Raw genomic sequence first — 16,535 nt, 5'->3', positions numbered from 1 at the left:
TCAGCGCGCCGGCGCGGCGCGCTCGCCCTCCACGGCCGCCGGGCGCACGTGCTGCAGCAGGGCCGCCAGGGTATGGCCCGGCTCCTCCCACGGGATCATGTGCGCGGCGCGCTCGAACCATTCGCCGTGGCGGTAGGGCGCCCGCACCTGCCGCAGCCACTCGGCGGTGGGCCCGGACGGCGTGGTGTAGTCGTGGCGGCCCATGAACATCACCACCGGGATCGGGAATTCGCGCACGCCGCGGAAATCCACTTCCAGGAACTCGTCCAGCAGGCGGCCCAGGGTGAACACGTTGCCGGCGTTGATCGCGCAGCGGTCGGCGTCGTCGTAGTCGGGCGACAGGCGCGGCCCCTGGAAGAACCAGTCGGAGTTGTCGCGGAACGCGCTCAGGCCGCCGTAGTACTGCGGCCACTTGCGGGCGATGACGATGCGGTCGCGGGTCAGCGGCGCATCGCCCGGGTACGGCGCGATCGATTCCATCTCCGCCACGGCGGCGGCATTGCCCTCGGCGCGGGCGCGGGCCAGGCCGTACTCGAAGCTCAGCCGTTCGTTGGTGCGCACGTGGATGACCTGGCCCATGCCGACGTAGGCGTGGAACAGGTCCGGCCGCTGCAGCGCGGCGTGCATGCCCACCACCGTGCCCCAGCTGTGGGCGGCCAGCACCAGCTTGCGCTTGCCGTAGCGCTGCCGCAGGTGTTCGGCCAGGGCGATGGCGTCGTCCACGTACTGCTGGACCTTGATCGTGCCCTCGACCGCCTCCGGCGGGTTGAGCCGGTAGGTGCGCCCGGAGGCGCGCTGGTCGTAGTGGACGATCGTGAAGTACTCCTCCAGCGGGCGCTGGAACTGCCACAGGGTGGGGATCACCGGGGAGGCCGGGCCGCCGTGCACGAACAACAGCAGGGGGTTGTCCCGGTCCTGGCCGCGGACGTTGACCCAGTGCCGCACGCCATTGACCTCGACCTCGTAGGCCTCCTGCACGCCACCGGGGGCGACGATGCGGTCGAGCTCGGCGATCAGGGCGCGACCCGGCGCGTAGGCCTCGCGGTCGGGGCATGGATCGGCGGCGGAAGCGGCGGGCAGCCACGAGGCAAGGCAGGCCAGCAGGGCGAAAGCGGTGCGGCGCATGGACGGCTCCGGTTTGGCTTGGTTCGATTCTGCGGGCCCGGTCCACGCCTGGCATATGCCGGATGTCCCACGCCGGTCGACCGCGGAGGCATGACCATCCGCACGGTGCCCCGGGATGGCTGCATGACGCAGAATGCGGGGACAACCCGACCCCGGAGAGCTCCAAGTGCGTCCCGTGACTGCCCGCAGCACCCTCGCCATCGCCCTGGCACTCGCCCTCCCCGTCGCCATTGGCGCCTGCAGCCGCGACGGCGAAGCACCCGCCGGCAATGCCGGCACCACCCAGGCGGCCGCGCCCGATGCGGCGGCCATCCAGGCCGAGACCCAGCGCCTCAACGCCTGGTTCGACACCAAGTACGAGGAACTGCTGAAGTTCAGCCCCGTCCAGCTGACCTTCCTCGGCCGCAAGGAGCTGTACGACCAGGTCGACGACATGTCCGAGGCCGGCCAGCGCAAGCGCCTGGAGTGGCTGGAAGCCTCGGTGCGCGAGATGGAGTCGCAGTTCGACTTCCAGAAGCTCGACCCGGAGGCCCGCCTGTCCTGGGAACTGTGGAAGAAGCAGGCCGAGAACGCCCGCGTGGGGCTGCAGTACAGCGCCCATGACTACCCGTTCGAGCAGATGGGCGGCATGCAGAACAAGGTGCCGACGTTCCTGATCGGCTTCCACAAGGTCGACGAGGAGCAGGACTACGTCGCCTACGTCGCCCGCCTGCAGAAGATCGGCACCGCCTTCGACCAGCTGCTGGAGCGTGCCCGCGCCTCGGCGGCCAGCGGCATCCGTCCGCCGAAGTTCGCCCTGGAGGCCGTGATCGACCAGTCGCGCAAGGTCATCGGCGGCGCGCCGTTCGGACCCGGCGCCGACAGCGCGCTGTGGGCCGATGCCCAGGCCAAGGCCGACGGCCTGGCCAAGGCCGGCAAGATCAGCAACGAGCGCGCCGAGGAGCTGAAGGCCCAGGCACGCACCGCGCTGCTGGAATCGATCAAGCCGGCCTACGAGCGCGTGATCGCCTTCGCCGAGGCCGAGCTGCCCAACGCCCTGGAGAACCCGGCCGGCGTCGGCACGACCCATCCGGACGGCGCCGCGTTCTATGCCGCCCAGCTCAAGCGCCACACCTCCACCGACATGACCGCCGACCAGATCCACGAGCTGGGCCTGTCGGAAGTCGCGCGCCTGCGTGGCGAGCTGGAGAAGGTGCAGCAGCAGCTGGGTGTCAAGGGCGACCTGCAGGCCTTCTTCAAGCAGGTCCAGTCCGATCCCAAGCGCCTGTTCCCGAACACCGATGCCGGCCGCCAGGCCTACATCGACGAGGCCACCACCAAGATCGAGAACATCAAGAAGCACCTGCCGGAGTACTTCGGGCTGCTGCCCAAGGCCGACCTGGTGGTCAAGCGCGTGGAGGCTTTCCGCGAGCAGGACGGCGCCGCGCAGCACTACTATCCCGGCACCCCGGACGGCTCGCGCCCGGGCATCTACTACGCGCACCTGTCGGACATGAACTCCATGCCGAAGACCGAGCTGGAGGTGATCGCGTACCACGAGGGCCTGCCGGGGCACCACATGCAGATCTCCATCGCCCAGGAGCTGACCGGCGTCCCGCAGTTCCGCACCCAGATGTTCGACACCGCCTATACCGAGGGCTGGGGCCTGTACTCGGAGTGGCTGGCCAAGGAGATGCCGGGCACCTACGAGGATCCGTACTCCGAATACGGCCGGCTGATGTCCGAGATGTGGCGCGCGATCCGCCTGGTGGTGGACACCGGCCTGCACGCCAAGGGCTGGACCGAGCAGCAGGCGGTGGACTACTTCCGCGCCAACAGCTCGGTGCCCGACGCGGCGATCCGTTCGGAAGTGCAGCGTTACCTGGTCAACCCGGGCCAGGCCACCGCGTACAAGGTCGGCATGATCCGCATCCAGGAACTGCGGCGGAAGGCCGAGCAGGCGCTGGGCGACCGCTTCGACATCCGCGGCTTCCACGACGCGGTGCTCGGCGGCGGCGCGATGCCGCTGGACCTGCTGGAGCGCCGCGTGGACGCCTGGATCGAGTCGCAGAAGCAGGCCTGATCCTGGCCCAGGAAGCAGGAAAGGCCCGGCGAAAGCCGGGCCTTTTTGCTGCACCACATGACGGCGGGACAGGGCCGTCCAGTTCCAGACCGTGGGGCTGGGCTACGCCGCCTGGGCGTGTCCCGACAGCGCTTCGTTGGCGTTTGCGCAGGTAGCTGCGACAAGTCCGGGACCGCGCCCCGGCTACCGGTCAGCGCTCTTGACGAATCACCAATCACGAATCCCGAATCACGGCCTCACGCGGCCCACCGCCCAGGACCCGTGCCGGCAGCATCAGCAGCGCGCGCAGGAACTCGAACAGCGCCGAACAGGTGATGCCCACCAGGCGCAGCGGCAGCGACAGCAGCCACACCAGCGGCCACAGGACCAGGGCCAACAGCGCCAGCGGCCAGCACAGGACCAGCAGCACGCACCAGGCGGACAGGGCGAACAGGGTCTTCATTGGCGGCAGTCCTCCGTCAGGCGTGCAAACAGCCTGTGCATCCCGATGCGGTCAGGCAAGGACGATGCGACGGAACCGCGGTTCGGCCGACGGGAGCCTGCCAGGGGCGACCACAGGCGGCCGCCTCCGGATCAGGGCGCCGCCCTGGGCGCGGAGAAGGCCTTGCTGTACATGCCGGACCGGTCGAAGCAGCAGGCCCGCCGCTTGCCGCTGGCGAGCATGTCGCAGGCGTTGGCGATGCGCCTGGTCCGCGTCCCGGCCTTCTTGCCGGAAGTGATCCAGTGGATCCAGTCGCGGCGCGCCACCGGGGTGATGTCTCGCCAGGTGGCCATGGCCTGCGGATTGGCGGCCAGCGCCTGGCCGAGGTCCTCCGGCACCTCGGGTTCGGGCTCGTGTTCCACCGGTGCGATCGCCAGCTCCACCTCGTCGCCCGGCTCCACTCCCGCCGCGGCCCGCAGCGCGGGTTCGACCTTCAACCAGTGGCTGCCCTGCCCGTCCGGCTGCAACGTGGCCTGGAAGGCGTGGCCGGCGAAGGTCCCGTCCACCGTGACCTGGCTGCGGGTGGGCAGGCGGGCACTGGCGTCGGCGGGAAGGACCAGGAAGGTCCAGTCGGCGCCGGCCGGATGCAGCGGGCGCGACAGGCGGGCGTGGAAGCGGATGCGGGCGGAAGCGGTCCGGGTCATGGCCTGGAACCCTACACCGGAGGCATGGAGCGGTCGTATACCGCCCGGGAAATCACCGTGGCCGCGCCCCTCCCCCCGGGGCGCGGCCACGGCCAGCGGGTCACCAGGTTGAGGCGATTGCAGCCGCGACCCCCGTCACGGCACCACATCCCGTCGCGCAGTGGCGTCGGCGGTGTGGCAGGTACTGCCAGCCAATTGTCCGGAACATCCCGAACCCCCTTTGGACCCCTGTCCCGGCCTGCGAAGCGCAGTCCGGGGGGAGGCCATGCCACGGTCCTGAAAACCGGGGCCTGGCGGAGGCGCTGCGCTCCCCCGAGTCGCGCGCCACTCCCGGGATGAACATAGCGTGCTTTTTCGCTGCTGGGAACGCTACCAACCTGCGACGTATGGAGGATGCCGGCCGCGATGTGCGCCTCCGGGTTGTCTCCCGGTTCCCTGACGGGGCGCTGAATCTCCACAAATCCTTCACGGGACAGGCACTTGCGATTTAATTAACTCGCCAATTAAATGCAAGGCATGACCCCATCCAGCCCCCCTTCCAGGACCCGGCCGCGCGTGACGAAAGTCACGCAGCGCGCCGAACCAGGCCCCGAACGCGCAAAACCCCACCCCGGAGAGGCCGCCGCGGGCACCCCGCGCCGCGCCCGCGGCCGGCGCCCGCAGGGTGACGGACCGGACCTGCGCCAGCAGCTGCTGGACGCCGCCCTGGCCTGCTACGTGCGCCATGGGATCGCCGCCACCCGGCTGCGCGACATCGCCGCCGAGGCGTCGGTCACCCCGGCGCTGGTGCACTACTACTTCAGCGACGCCGCCGGGCTGCGCCAGGCGGTGATCGGCGAGCGCCTGATGCCGGTGTTCCAGCAGGTGCGCGACACCCTGCTGGGCATGCCCGACGCCCCGCTGCGTGACGTGGTGGTGGCGTTCGTCGACGTGATCTGCGCCCAGGTCCGGCACCACCCCTGGCTGCCGGCGCTGTGGATCCGCGAGGTGGTCAGCGAGGGCGGCGAACTGCGCGACCTGCTGGTGTCGCGGCTGGCGCCGCAGCTGGCGGCGGTGATGGCCGCCCGCTTTGCCACCGAGCAGGCGGCCGGGCGGCTCAATCCCGGGCTGGACCCGCGCCTGCTGATGGTCTCGCTGGTCGGGCTGACCCTGTTCCCCGCTTCCGGCACGCCCATCTGGCGGCAGCTGTTCGACGCCGAGGACCTGGGCATCGACGACATCCGCGGGCATGCCCTGGCCCTGCTCGACCGCGGCCTGGAGCTTCCCGCATGACCCGCTTCGCCTTCCCCATGGCCGCGCGCGCGGCCGGCGCCGCCCTGCTCGCCGCCCTCGCCCTGGGCGCCTGCACGCCCGCCACCGACCAGGCGCTGGGCACGCTGGAGTACGACCGCATCACCCTGCCCGCCCCGGCCGCCGAGCGCATCGCCAGCATCGAGGTGCGCGAGGGCGAGCGGGTCGAGCCCGGCCGGCGCCTGCTGGTGCTGGAACGCACCCGCGGCGACGCCCAGCTGGCCGCGGCCGAGGCCGAGGTCGCGCGGCAGCGCCAGCTGCTGGAGGAACTGCGCAACGGCGCGCGCCGCGAGGACATCGCCCAGGCCCGCGCCAACCTGGCCGCCGCCCAGGCCCAGGCGCGCGACGCGCGGGCCTACTTCGAACGCGTGCAGCCGCTGGGTGCGCGCCAGCTGGTCTCGGCCGCCGAGGTCGACCGCGCCCGCGCCGCCGCCGGCAATGCCGAGGCCCAGGTCGCCGCCGCACGCGCGGCGCTGCAGGAGCTGGAGAACGGCGTGCGCCCGGAGCAGGTCGCCCAGGCCGAGGCCGCGTTGGCCGCCGCCGAGGCGCAGCTGCGCGGCCAGGCCGAAACCACCGGTCGCCTGGACGTGGTCGCCCCGCGCGCCGGACGGGTCGACAGCCTGCCCTACCGCGCCGGCGACGAGGCCCCGGTCGGCGCGCCACTGGCGGTGCTGCTGGTCGGCGAGCGTCCCTACGCGCGCATCTACGTGCCCGAGCCGTTGCGGCCGCGGGTGCAGGTCGGCCAGGCGGTGCGCGTGCAGGTGGGCGCCGATGGCGAACGCAGCTACCCGGGCCGGGTGCGCATGGTCCGCAGCGAACCGGTGTTCACTCCGTACTACGCGCTGACCGGCAAGGACGCCGCGCGCCTGAGCTACCTGGCCGAGGTCGAGCTGGAAGGCGAGGGCGCCGGCGAGCTGCCGGCAGGGCTGCCGCTGCGGGTGGAATTCGGCGATGCACGCTGAAGCCACCGAGGCCATCGCCATCCGCGCACGCGGCCTGAGCAAGTGCTTCGGCCAGCTGCGCGCGGTCGACGGCGTGGACCTGACCGTGCCGCGCGCGCATGTGTACGGCTTCCTGGGGCCCAACGGCTCGGGCAAGTCCACCACCATCCGCATGCTGTGCGGGCTGCTGACGCCCAGCGAGGGCCAGATCGAGGTGCTAGGCCTGCGCATCCCGGAAGAAGCCGACGCGCTGCGCCTGCGCATCGGCTACATGACCCAGAGGTTCTCGCTGTTCGAAGACCTGTCGGTGCGCGAGAACCTGGAGTTCCTCGCCGCGGTGTACGGCCTGCCGCGCCAGCGCAGCCGCCAGCGCATCGATGAACTGGTCGAGCGCTACCGCTTCGGCGACCGCCAGAAGCAGCTGGCCGGCACCCTCAGCGGCGGCCAGAAGCAGCGCCTGGCCCTGGCCGGGGCGGTGATCCACGGGCCGGAGCTGCTGTTCCTGGACGAACCCACCAGCGCGGTGGATCCCGAATCGCGGCGTGATTTCTGGGAAGCGCTGTTCGCGCTGGCCGATGCGGGCACCACCCTGCTGGTGTCCACCCATTACATGGACGAGGCCGAGCGCTGCCATCGCATCGCCATCCTCGACCGCGGCCGGCTGGTGGCCGATGGCAGCCCCGGCGAACTGGCCGGCCAGCTGTCCGGACGCACGGTGGAAGTGCTGGCGCCGCAGCCGCGGCGCGCGCACGAGGTGCTGGTCGGCCTGCCGCAGGTGATCAGCGTGGCCCAGATCGGCAACAGCCTGCGTGTGCTGGCCACCGCCGACGCGGGCCAGGTCGAGGAGGCGGTGCGCGATGCGCTGCGACGCGCGGGCGTGGCCGGCGAGGTGGGCGCCTCCGAGCCCAACCTGGAAGACGTGTTCGTCGCCGCCACCCGCGGCCGCGCCGGCATGGAGGACGCGGCATGAACCTGCGCCGGGTATGGGCCGTGGTGCTCAAGGAGCTGCGCCAGATCCGCCGCGACCGCATCAGCATGGCGCTGATCGTGGTGATCCCCGTGATCGACCTGCTGCTGTTCGGCTACGCGATCAACTTCAACCCGCGCAACCTGTCGGCGGCGGTGGCCGACCAGGCCATGACCGCGACCTCGCGCGCGGCGGTGATGGACATCAATGCCACCGGCGTCATCCGCACCACGGCCGTGGCCGATACCCCGCAGGAACTGGTGGACATGCTGCGCCGGGGCGAGGTCAGCGTGGGCATCGCGGTGCCGCCGGATTTCGACCGGCGCCTGGCCGACGGCCGCCCGGCGCTGCAGGTGATGGTCGACGGCACCGACACGGTGGTGCAGGCGGCGGCGAACCAGGTCGCGCAGACGCCGCTGGAGCGCGCCTCGGGCGGACGCCCGGCGCGGGCCACGCCGCAGATCGAGGTGGTGAGCTTCTACAACCCGCAGCGGCGCAGCGCGGTGAGCATCGTGCCGGGCCTGATCGGCATCATCCTGACCATGACCATGGTGATGTTCACCGCCATGGCGATCGTGCGCGAACGCGAGCACGGCAACATGGAGCTGCTGATCGCCACGCCGCTGGACCGCAGCGAGCTGATGGTGGCCAAGGTCCTGCCCTACGCGGTGATCGGCCTGGTCCAGACCACGCTGATCCTGGCCCTGGGCATCTGGATGTTCGACGTGCCGCTGCTGGGCAGCCTGCTGGATGTGTACATCGCGGCGCTGCTGCTGATCGTGGCCAACCTGGCGCTGGGCCTGCTGATCTCGACCCGGGCGCAGTCGCAGTTCCAGGCCATGCAGATGACGATCTTCGTGTTCCTGCCGTCGATCCTGATGTCGGGCTTCATGTTCCCGTTCGCGGGCATGCCGAAGCTGGCGCAGTGGGTGGCGGAGGTGCTGCCGATGACCCATTTCCTGCGCCTGGTGCGCGGGGTGATGTTGCGCGGCGCCAGCCTGTGGGAGCTGTGGCCGTCGGTGGCGGCGCTGGTGGTCTTCACCGCGGTGATGATGACCGCGGCGATCCTGCGGTTCCGCAAGCGGCTGGATTGAGCGGGTGATCCAGCGGCTGGGGCGTGGCCGGGCGCCGGGATGCCATGCCTGTTGCCCTCCATGTCCCCTGGCGCCGGGAAGCGTCGCAGTCGCGTAGCCCGGATAAGGCCGAAGGCCGCATCCGGGGCGGGGCAGCGGCGTCTAGTTCCATTGCACCGTAGCGGTCTGGCTGCGCTTCGCTTTCCCGGGTTACGGAGCACAGACTCGGGCTGGGGCGTGGCTGGGTACCGGGACGCGATGCCTGCTGCCCTCCATGTCCCCCGGCTCCGGCCTCCACGAGGCCGGAGCCTCCTCCTTTACTTCCGGGCAACAGGCATCGCATCCCGGCCCTCGACCGTTGCCGGGAGCCTTCCGGAAAAGCCAGAAGCACCGCAGTCGCGTAGCCCGGATAAGGCCGAAGGCCGCATCCGGGGCGGGGACGGCGGCGCCTGGTTCCATTGCACCGTAGCGGTCTGGCCGCGCTTCGCATTCCCGGGCTACGGAGCGCGGACTCGGGCTGGGACGTGGCTGGGCGTCGGGACGCGATGCCTGCTGCCCTCCATCCCCCGGCTCCGGCCTCCACGAGGCCGGAGCCTCCTCCTTTACTTCCGGGCAACAGGCATCGCATCCCCGCCTCGACCGTGCGGGAGCCTTCCGGAAAAGCCAGAAGCACCGCAGTCGCGTAGCCCGGATAAGGCCGAAGGCCGCATCCGGGGCCGTTAGCCGGGACACACCCCGGGTGCGCTGCGCTTACCCGGGCTACGGCGGCCTGCACCGTAGTGGCCTGGCCGCGTGGTCCCGGGGATCGCTTCGCTTACCCGGGCTACGGAGCGCGGACTCGGGCTGGGGCGTGGCTGGGCGCCGGGACGCGATGCCTGCTGCCCTCCATGTCCCCCGGCTCCGGCCTCCGCGAGGCCGGAGCCTCCTCCTTTACTTCCGGGCAACAGGCATCGCATCCCGGCCCTCGACCGTTGCCGGGAGCCTTCCGGAAAAGCCAGAGGCGTCGCCGTCGCGTAGCCCGGATAAGGCCGAAGGCCGCATCCGGGATCGTAGCCGGGACACACCCCCGGGTGCGCTGCGCTTACCCGGGCTACGGCAGCCATGCGTGGAGCGCTGCGGCGCGTGGCCTGGCGACCGGACGCAAAGGCAGAGGCTCTGGCCGGGGGGGCGGACCGGGGGACATGGAGATTGGCAGGCCACGCGCCGGCGCGCCGCGTCACCTTGAAAACGGCCGTCCCGCCAACACATCGGACCCCTGCATTCCCCGTCCCAAGGGACCTTCCGATGACCACCGAGACCACCGAAACGTCCGCCCCCGCTTCCGAGACCCGCCGGTTCGAGGCCGAAGTGGCCCAGGTACTGCACCTGGTGACCCACTCGCTGTACTCGCACAAGGAGATCTTCCTGCGCGAGCTGGTGTCCAACGCCTCCGACGCCTGCGACAAGCTGCGCTTCGAGGCCATCGGCAAGCCGGAGCTGCTGGCCGGCGAGGGCGACCTGCGGATCGAGATCAGCCACGACCGGGATGCCCGCACCCTGAGCATCCGCGATACCGGCATCGGCATGGACCGCGACGAGGTGATCGCCAACATCGGCTCGATCGCCAGCTCCGGCACCCGCCGTTTCCTCGAGGCCCTCGGCGAGAACCAGAAGGCTGATGCGCGCCTGATCGGCCAGTTCGGCGTGGGCTTCTACTCGGCCTTCGTCGTCGCCGACCGGGTCACCGTGCTCACCCGCCGCGCCGGCACCCCGGCGGAGGCCGGCGTGAAGTGGGAAAGCGATGGCCGCGGCGAGTACACCCTGGAGCCGGCCACCCTCGACAGCCACGGCACCACCATCGTGCTGCACCTGAAGGACGGCGAGGACGAGTTCCTCGAGGACTGGAAGCTGCGCTCGCTGGTACGCAAGTACTCCGACCACATCGCCTTCCCGATCCGCATGCCGAAGGAAGCGAAGGACGGCGAGGCGCCGGAGTGGGTGACCGTCAACGGTGCCTCGGCGCTGTGGACCCGGCCGAAGAACGAGATCAGCGACGAGGACTACCGCGGCTTCTACAAGTCGCTGGGTCATGACTTCAACGACCCGGCGGCGTGGACCCATAACCGCGTCGAGGGCAGCCAGAGCTTCACCACCCTGCTCTACCTGCCCTCGCAGCCGCCGTTCGACGTGCTCATGGGCGGGCGCGACGAGCGCAAGGGGCTGAAGCTGTACATCAAGCGCGTGTTCGTGATGGACGCGGCCGAGGAGCTGCTGCCCAACTACCTGCGCTTCGTGCGCGGCGTGGTCGATGCCGACGACCTGCCGCTCAACGTCAGCCGCGAGATCCTGCAGCAGAACCGCCAGCTGGAGCGGATCAAGGGCGCCTGCGTGAAGCGCGTGCTCGACCTCATCGAGAAGCTCTCTCGCGAGGAGCCGGAGAAGTTTGCCGCTTTCCTCAAGGCCTTCGGCAACACGCTCAAGGAAGGCATCGTCGAGGATCCGTCCAACCGCGAGCGGATCGCGAAGCTGCTGCGCTTCGCCTCCACCCGTGGCGGGGACGCGGCGCAGACCGTGTCGCTGGACGACTACATCGGGCGCATGGCCGTCGGCCAGGACGCGATCTGGTACGTCACCGCCGACAGCCATGCCGCCGCCGCCGGCAGCCCGCAGCTGGAGGCCTTCCGCAGCAAGGGCATCGAGGTGCTGCTGATGTCCGACCGGATCGACGAGTGGATGGTCGGCCACCTGCACGAGTACGCCGGCAAGCCGCTGCGCCACGTGGCCAAGGGCGAGCTGCCGCTGGACGAGGCCGAGAAGAAGCAGCAGGAGGAGGCTGCCCAGGCTGCCGCGCCGCTGCTGGAGCGGCTGAAGAAGCTGCTGGACGGCAAGGTCGGGGACGTGCGCGTGTCCGCGCGCCTGACCGATTCGCCGGCCTGCCTGGCGCTGGCCGAGTACGAGATGGCGCCGCACCTGGCGCGGCTGCTGCGCGAGGCTGGCCAGGCCGGGCCGGAAAGCCTGCCGACGCTGGAGATCAATCCGCGCCACGCCCTGCTGCAGCGGATCAGCGCGACCGAAGACGAGACCCAGGCCGGCGACCTGGCGACGCTGCTGCTGGAGCAGGCGCAGCTGACCGCCGGCGCGCCGCTGGCCGATCCGGCGGCCTTCGTGCAGCGGATCAACCGCCTGCTGGCGGACTGACCGCCTTGCGTCGTCCGCCGCCGCCTGTCCCGCGCAGGCGGCGCGCGGCCGCCGCTTCCATCCGCTGCAGGCGCCGCGCCAGCGCCTGCGGATCGGTGATCGCCTCCACCCGCGCGCTCCCCAGGTCCTCGCCCAGGTAGCGCGCGTTGGCGCCGCCCAGCCAGACCGGCACGTGCGCCGGCAGTCCGGCATCCAGCACGCGCAGCTGCGCCAGCGCTTCGCGCGCCTGGCCCGGATCGACCGAACTGACCGCCACCGCACCTGCATCCAGGCGCGTGGCCACCCGCACCAGTTCCTCCGCCGGCAGTTCGGTGCCCAGGTAGAGCACCGGAGCGGCGGCCTCGTACGCCAGCAGCGCCGCACCCAGCAGGCCCAGTTCGTGCGGCTCGCCCGGCAGGGTCGCGAACAGCACCCGCGGCCGCTGCTCGCGCGGATGCTGGTTGAGGATCGACAGCAGGCGCGTGCGCAGCAGGCTGCTGACCAGCCGCTCCTGGGCGATCGCCAGGCGGCCGTCGGCCCAGCGCAGGCCGACCTCGCGCAGCAGCGGCATCACCACCCGCGACACCAGTACCGGGACCGGCAGGGTGGCGATGGCGATCGAAAGGTCGCGGTCGAACTGGTCCACGCGGTAGTCGGCCACCGCGTCCAGCATCCGCTCGGGCAGGGTTTCCAGGGCTCCGTAGCCGGTCTGCCGGCTCTGCTCGAGCAGCGCATCCAGGGCCGCGTCGTCGAGCGTCGCCAGGTCGCGGATCGGATGGCCGCGTGCGGTCAGGCGGTGCAGGCGGGTGATGCGCTCGATCATCGTCGCGTCGTACAGACGCCGCCCGCCCTCGCGGTGCGGGACCACGGCAGCGTGCCTGCGCTCCCACGCGCGCAGGGTCTCGGGCGTCAGCCCGGTGAGCGTGGAAGCGACCTTGACCGGATACATGCAGCGGAGGCTAGGGCACGCGATGTACATGGCTTGTACATGGCCTGGTTGGACATGCGGGTAACGGCGCCGCCCCAAGACTGGACACGTTCCCCAATACCACCGGAGCCGTCCATGTCCCGCAACGCCCGTTCCAACCGCCCGCAGCTGCTGCGTGTGCTGGCCGCCGCCCTCGTCCTGGGCCTGGCCAGCCCCGTGGCCTTCGCCGGCCAGACCGCCAAGGCAACCAGCGCCAACACCCGCGCCCAGGCCGATATCGTCGATACCGCCGTGGCGGCCGGCCAGTTCAACACCCTGGCCGCGGCGCTCAAGGCCGCTGGCCTGGTCGACACGCTCAAGGGTCCCGGCCCGTTCACCGTGTTCGCGCCCACCGACGCCGCGTTCGCGAAGCTGCCGGCTGGCACCGTCGAGAACCTGCTCAAGCCGGAGAACCGTCAGCAGCTGGTGAAGGTGCTCACCTACCACGTGGTCCCCGGCAAGGTTCCGGCATCGCGCGTCGCCGCGATGGATTCGGCCACCACGGTGCAGGGCGGGAACCTGGCCATCGCCGCCTCCGGCGATGGCGTGACCGTCGACGGCGCCCGGGTTACTGCAACCGATGTCGCCGCGAGCAATGGCGTCATCCACGTGATCGACACGGTCCTCATCCCCGAGGGCTGAGCATCGGCCCGCCCAACCCCACGGAGTCCAGCATGAAAACCCTCAACCTCATCACCCTCGCCCTCGTGATCATCGGCGGCATCAACTGGGGCCTGGTCGGCCTGGCCCAGTTCGACCTGGTCGCGGCCATCTTCGGCGGCCAGGATGCCGCGCTGGCCCGGGTGGTCTACACCCTGGTCGGCGTGTCCGCCCTGTGGCAGATCGGACCGCTGCTGCGCGCCGGCAACACCGGCGAGGTCCACGCCCAGGCCCATACCCACCGCTGAGCCCGGCGGCGGCCGTCCCGGTCCCGCCAGCCCAGGCCGTCCGGCGTTGCCACGCCGGGCGGCCTTCCTTTTGCACGCGCTGCCGCCGGTCCGGGACCTCCGGCACTGCCTGCGCTTCCACCGGGCGGCGCATGCTGGGACGATGGCCGGCGATCCTGACCGGCCCCTCCGGAGCCCTACATGCTGCGCAAGCTGCTACTTTCCTCGGCGATCGCCCTGGCCCTTACCGCCTGTGGCGACCGTTCCGCCAACGACAACGCCATGCCCGATTCCAGTTCCGCCACCGCCGTCCTGGGCGACAACGCCCTGCTGGCCGCCAGCCCCCTGCCCTTCCAGGCGCCGCCGTTCGACCGCATCAGCGACCGCGACTACCAGCCGGCCATCGAGGAAGGCATGCGCCAGCACCTGGCCGAGGTGCGCGCCATCGCCGACAACCCCGAGCCGCCGACCTTCGCCAACACCTTCGAGGCGCTGGAGCGCAGCGGCGCGCTGGTGAACCGCGCCGTGACGGTGTTCTTCGCCATGGCCTCGGCCCACACCAACCCGACCATCCAGGCCGCCGAGGAAGCCCTGGCGCCGAAGCTGGCCGAGCACAGCGACGCGATCCACCTGGATCCGAAGCTGTTCGCCCGGGTCAAGGCGATCTACGACCAGCGCGACAGCCTGGGCCTGACCGAGGAGCAGAAGACCCTGGTCGAGCACAAGTACGACGCCTTCGTGCGCGCCGGCGCCCTGCTGTCGGAAGCCGACCAGGCCGAGCTGCGCAAGCTCAACAGCGAGGAGTCCTCGCTGACCACCGCCTTCGGCAACAAGCTGCTGGCCGCGACCAATGCCGGCGGCGTGCTGGTGACCGACAAGGCACGCCTGGACGGCCTGGACGAAGGCACGATCGCCGCCGCCGCCGAGGCCGCCAAGGCCGCGGGCAAGGAAGGCTGGCTGCTGGTGCTGCAGAACACCACCCAGCAGCCGGTGCTCGGCTCGCTGAAGGACCGCAGCCTGCGCGAGGAGGTGCTGGCCGCCTCGATGAACCGCGCCGCCAAGGGCGACGCCAACGACACCCGCGCCACCATCCAGCGCCTGGCCGAACTGCGTGCGCGCAAGGCGCAGCTGCTCGGCTACGGGAACTACGCCGCCTACTCCATCGCCGACCAGATGGCCGGCACTCCGGAAGTGGCGCTGAAGCTGCTGACCGACACCGTGCCGGCGGCCACCGCCCGCGCCCGCGCCGAGCTGGCCAGGATCCAGTCGGTGGTCGACCAGCAGGGCGGCGGCTTTACCGCCGGCGCCGCCGACTGGGACTTCTACGCCGAGCAGGTGCGCAAGGCCGAGTACGACCTGGACGAGTCGCAGATCAAGCCGTACTTCGAGCTCGACCGCGTGCTCGAGGACGGCGTGTTCTTCGCCGCCAACCAGCTGTACGGCATCACCCTGAAGGAACGCACCGACCTGCCGGTCTACCATCCCGACGTGCGCGTGTTCGACGTGTTCGACGAGGACGGCACCCAGCTGGCGCTGTTCTACCTCGACCCGTTCAAGCGCGACAGCAAGCAGGGTGGCGCATGGATGGGCAACTTCGTCGAGCAGGACGGCCTGACCGGCGCCATCCCGGTGATCTACAACGTCGAAAACTTCACCAAGCCCGCGCCCGGCCAGCCGGCGCTGCTGAGCTTCGACGACGTCACCACCCTGTTCCACGAGTTCGGCCACGCCCTGCACGGCATCTTCTCGAAGACGACCTACCCGAGCGTAGCCGGCACCAATGTGCCGCGCGACTTCGTCGAGTTCCCCTCGCAGTTCAACGAGCACTGGGCGCTGGACCCGAAGGTGTTCGCCAACTATGCCAAGCACCACCAGACCGGCGAGCCGATGCCGGAGGAACTGGTGGAGAAGATCGTGCGCGCCCGTACCTTCAACCAGGGCTACGCCACCACCGAGTACCTGTCGGCGGCGCTGCTCGACCTGGCCTGGCACACCCTGCCGGCCGGCGACGCGAAGAAGGACGTGGACGCGTTCGAGAAGGAGGCCCTGGCCAGGTACAAGGTGGACCTGGCCGCGGTTCCGCCGCGCTACCGCACCAACTACTTCAGCCACATCTGGGGCGGCGGCTACGCGGCTGGCTACTACGCCTACTTCGGCGCCGAGGTGCTGGATCACGACGCCTTCCAGTGGTTCCGCGAAAACGGCGGCCTGACCCGCGAGAACGGCAAGATCTTCCGCGAGAAGATCCTCTCCATCGGCCACTCCCGCGACCTGGCCAAGGCCTACCGCGAGTTCCGCGGCAAGGAGCCGAGCGTGGAGCCGCTGCTGGAGTTCCGCGGCCTGAAGTAAGCCGCGCGCCGGCATCGCAGCAGCAGGAAGGCCCGCGCAAGCGGGCCTTCTTCTTTCCTCCCCCTCCAGTCGGAAAAGGCCAGGGAGAGGGCTGGGCACCGGCTACATCAGACAGCAACCGACCCTGTCCCGCCCCGCCCCCCACGGGAGAGGGACTTTTCGTAAGCGCGATGCCGGGATGCAACCCCGCAACCGTCAGCGCTTCAAGCTGGTAACGATCTCGGGAACGGTCAGGCCGATCTCCAGCTGCACGCGCACGTACTCGCGTTCCTTGCGCGACAGGGTGCGGCCGACCTCCAGGCGCACGTCCTCGGCCTGCAGGATGCGCATGATCCGCGGCAGCGCCGAGCCCACCACGTCGGGGCCATAACCGGCTTCGAGCAGCGCGGCGCGCATTACATCTTCAACGTCCATGACCATCCGGTTCATGCGGGGGAGGCGGCCATTCTGCCTGATGCGGCCCCGGCGACGTCCCCCCGCTTTCAGTAGCGGGGCTCTTTAGAGTCCGGGTTTCATCGTAGCGGCTTTGGCCGCCAACTGTTCGGCATAAGCGGCCGGCGTCAGACCGCCCAAGGTCTTCTTCGGTCGTTCCT

14 protein-coding genes are annotated in these 16,535 nt (G+C 70.7%); 9 read left to right on the top strand and 5 right to left on the bottom strand.

The genetic code is table 11. The features are described 5' to 3' along the window. Positions 1 to 1,125: an alpha/beta fold hydrolase gene (locus tag CSC68_RS11865; protein WP_162203767.1), complete on the bottom strand. Its 1,125-nt coding sequence runs from the start codon at positions 1,123 to 1,125 to the stop codon at positions 1 to 3. A 175-nt stretch (positions 1,126 to 1,300) separates the two neighbouring features. Here CSC68_RS11865 and CSC68_RS11860 point away from each other — a divergent pair, with 175 nt between their 5' ends. Next, positions 1,301 to 3,187 carry a DUF885 domain-containing protein gene (locus tag CSC68_RS11860; RefSeq protein WP_246193553.1) on the top strand — a complete coding sequence of 629 codons (1,887 nt, stop codon included), beginning with the start codon at positions 1,301 to 1,303 and terminating at the stop codon, positions 3,185 to 3,187. A gap of 214 nt (positions 3,188 to 3,401) precedes the next feature. On the opposite strand, the gene CSC68_RS11855 is transcribed toward CSC68_RS11860, so the two are convergent. Beyond that, the gene (locus tag CSC68_RS11855) at positions 3,402 to 3,629 is read right to left on the bottom strand and encodes a hypothetical protein (protein ID WP_162203765.1); all 228 of its coding nucleotides are present in this window, start codon (positions 3,627 to 3,629) and stop codon (positions 3,402 to 3,404) included. 131 nt (positions 3,630 to 3,760) lie between these two features. Beyond that, entirely contained in the window at positions 3,761 to 4,312 is a 552-nt protein-coding gene (locus CSC68_RS11850) for a YdeI/OmpD-associated family protein (protein ID WP_162203764.1), read from the bottom strand. Between the two features lie 555 nt (positions 4,313 to 4,867). On the opposite strand from CSC68_RS11850, the gene CSC68_RS11845 reads away from it, so the two are divergent. From CSC68_RS11845 to htpG, 5 genes are all read left to right on the top strand, one after another. Further along, complete coding sequence (locus tag CSC68_RS11845; RefSeq protein ID WP_246193552.1) at positions 4,868 to 5,584, top strand: TetR/AcrR family transcriptional regulator; 717 nt, start codon at positions 4,868 to 4,870, stop codon at positions 5,582 to 5,584. Next, positions 5,581 to 6,564 (top strand): HlyD family secretion protein, encoded by a 984-nt coding sequence (locus tag CSC68_RS11840; protein ID WP_162203762.1) that lies wholly within the window; start codon positions 5,581 to 5,583, stop codon positions 6,562 to 6,564. Before CSC68_RS11845 ends, CSC68_RS11840 begins: the two co-directional genes overlap by 4 nt. After that, a complete protein-coding gene (locus tag CSC68_RS11835; RefSeq protein WP_246193551.1) occupies positions 6,554 to 7,513 on the top strand; it encodes an ABC transporter ATP-binding protein in 960 nt (319 codons plus the stop codon). The genes CSC68_RS11840 and CSC68_RS11835 overlap by 11 nt, the downstream gene beginning before the upstream one ends. After that, entirely contained in the window at positions 7,510 to 8,604 is a 1,095-nt protein-coding gene (locus tag CSC68_RS11830) for an ABC transporter permease (protein ID WP_162203761.1), read from the top strand. The genes CSC68_RS11835 and CSC68_RS11830 overlap by 4 nt, the downstream gene beginning before the upstream one ends. Positions 8,605 to 9,867: 1,263 nt before the next feature. Continuing rightward, on the top strand, positions 9,868 to 11,760 hold the full coding sequence (gene htpG / locus CSC68_RS11825; RefSeq protein ID WP_162203760.1) for a molecular chaperone HtpG: 1,893 nt from the start codon (positions 9,868 to 9,870) through the stop codon (positions 11,758 to 11,760). On the opposite strand, the gene CSC68_RS11820 is transcribed toward htpG, so the two are convergent. Beyond that, complete coding sequence (locus CSC68_RS11820; protein ID WP_162203759.1) at positions 11,738 to 12,688, bottom strand: MerR family transcriptional regulator; 951 nt, start codon at positions 12,686 to 12,688, stop codon at positions 11,738 to 11,740. The genes htpG and CSC68_RS11820 overlap by 23 nt on opposite strands. 114 nt (positions 12,689 to 12,802) lie before the next feature. Between CSC68_RS11820 and CSC68_RS11815 the strand changes: the two genes are divergently transcribed. The 3 genes from CSC68_RS11815 (at position 12,803) to dcp (ending at position 15,942) form a co-directional block, all read left to right on the top strand. Beyond that, complete coding sequence (locus tag CSC68_RS11815; RefSeq protein ID WP_162203758.1) at positions 12,803 to 13,348, top strand: fasciclin domain-containing protein; 546 nt, start codon at positions 12,803 to 12,805, stop codon at positions 13,346 to 13,348. 32 nt (positions 13,349 to 13,380) lie between these two features. Continuing rightward, the gene (locus tag CSC68_RS11810) at positions 13,381 to 13,614 is read left to right on the top strand and encodes a DUF378 domain-containing protein (protein ID WP_162203757.1); all 234 of its coding nucleotides are present in this window, start codon (positions 13,381 to 13,383) and stop codon (positions 13,612 to 13,614) included. Positions 13,615 to 13,875: 261 nt separating this feature from the next. Continuing rightward, positions 13,876 to 15,942: a peptidyl-dipeptidase Dcp gene (dcp, locus tag CSC68_RS11805; RefSeq protein WP_425501248.1), complete on the top strand. Its 2,067-nt coding sequence runs from the start codon at positions 13,876 to 13,878 to the stop codon at positions 15,940 to 15,942. A 195-nt stretch (positions 15,943 to 16,137) separates the two neighbouring features. Here the strand turns inward: dcp and CSC68_RS11800 are convergent, their stop codons facing one another. After that, positions 16,138 to 16,356, bottom strand: a complete 219-nt coding sequence (locus CSC68_RS11800; protein WP_162203755.1) for a polyprenyl synthetase — start codon at positions 16,354 to 16,356, stop codon at positions 16,138 to 16,140. Between the last annotated feature and the right edge of the window lie 179 nt (positions 16,357 to 16,535).

The sequence above is a fragment of the Pseudoxanthomonas suwonensis genome, from assembly GCF_010093235.1.
In the GTDB taxonomy this organism is placed as follows: Bacteria; Pseudomonadota; Gammaproteobacteria; order Xanthomonadales; family Xanthomonadaceae; genus Pseudoxanthomonas; species Pseudoxanthomonas suwonensis.
The sequence above is the reverse complement of the archived record's forward strand: the minus strand, read 5'-3'. Positions and strand labels throughout refer to the sequence as shown.

Bases quoted from the DNA above. Each gene is read 5' to 3' on its own strand.
- CSC68_RS11865 (WP_162203767.1), bottom strand. From the start codon at position 1,125: ATGCGCCGCACCGCTTTCGCCCTGCTGGCCTGCCTTGCCTCGTGGCTG.
- dcp (WP_425501248.1), top strand. From the start codon at position 13,876: ATGCCCGATTCCAGTTCCGCCACCGCCGTCCTGGGCGACAACGCCCTG.
- CSC68_RS11820 (WP_162203759.1), bottom strand. From the start codon at position 12,688: ATGTATCCGGTCAAGGTCGCTTCCACGCTCACCGGGCTGACGCCCGAG.
- CSC68_RS11830 (WP_162203761.1), top strand. From the start codon at position 7,510: ATGAACCTGCGCCGGGTATGGGCCGTGGTGCTCAAGGAGCTGCGCCAG.
- htpG (WP_162203760.1), top strand. From the start codon at position 9,868: ATGACCACCGAGACCACCGAAACGTCCGCCCCCGCTTCCGAGACCCGC.
- CSC68_RS11835 (WP_246193551.1), top strand. From the start codon at position 6,554: ATGCACGCTGAAGCCACCGAGGCCATCGCCATCCGCGCACGCGGCCTG.
- CSC68_RS11840 (WP_162203762.1), top strand. From the start codon at position 5,581: ATGACCCGCTTCGCCTTCCCCATGGCCGCGCGCGCGGCCGGCGCCGCC.
- CSC68_RS11815 (WP_162203758.1), top strand. From the start codon at position 12,803: ATGTCCCGCAACGCCCGTTCCAACCGCCCGCAGCTGCTGCGTGTGCTG.
- CSC68_RS11810 (WP_162203757.1), top strand. From the start codon at position 13,381: ATGAAAACCCTCAACCTCATCACCCTCGCCCTCGTGATCATCGGCGGC.
- CSC68_RS11855 (WP_162203765.1), bottom strand. From the start codon at position 3,629: ATGAAGACCCTGTTCGCCCTGTCCGCCTGGTGCGTGCTGCTGGTCCTG.
- CSC68_RS11850 (WP_162203764.1), bottom strand. From the start codon at position 4,312: ATGACCCGGACCGCTTCCGCCCGCATCCGCTTCCACGCCCGCCTGTCG.
- CSC68_RS11800 (WP_162203755.1), bottom strand. From the start codon at position 16,356: ATGGACGTTGAAGATGTAATGCGCGCCGCGCTGCTCGAAGCCGGTTAT.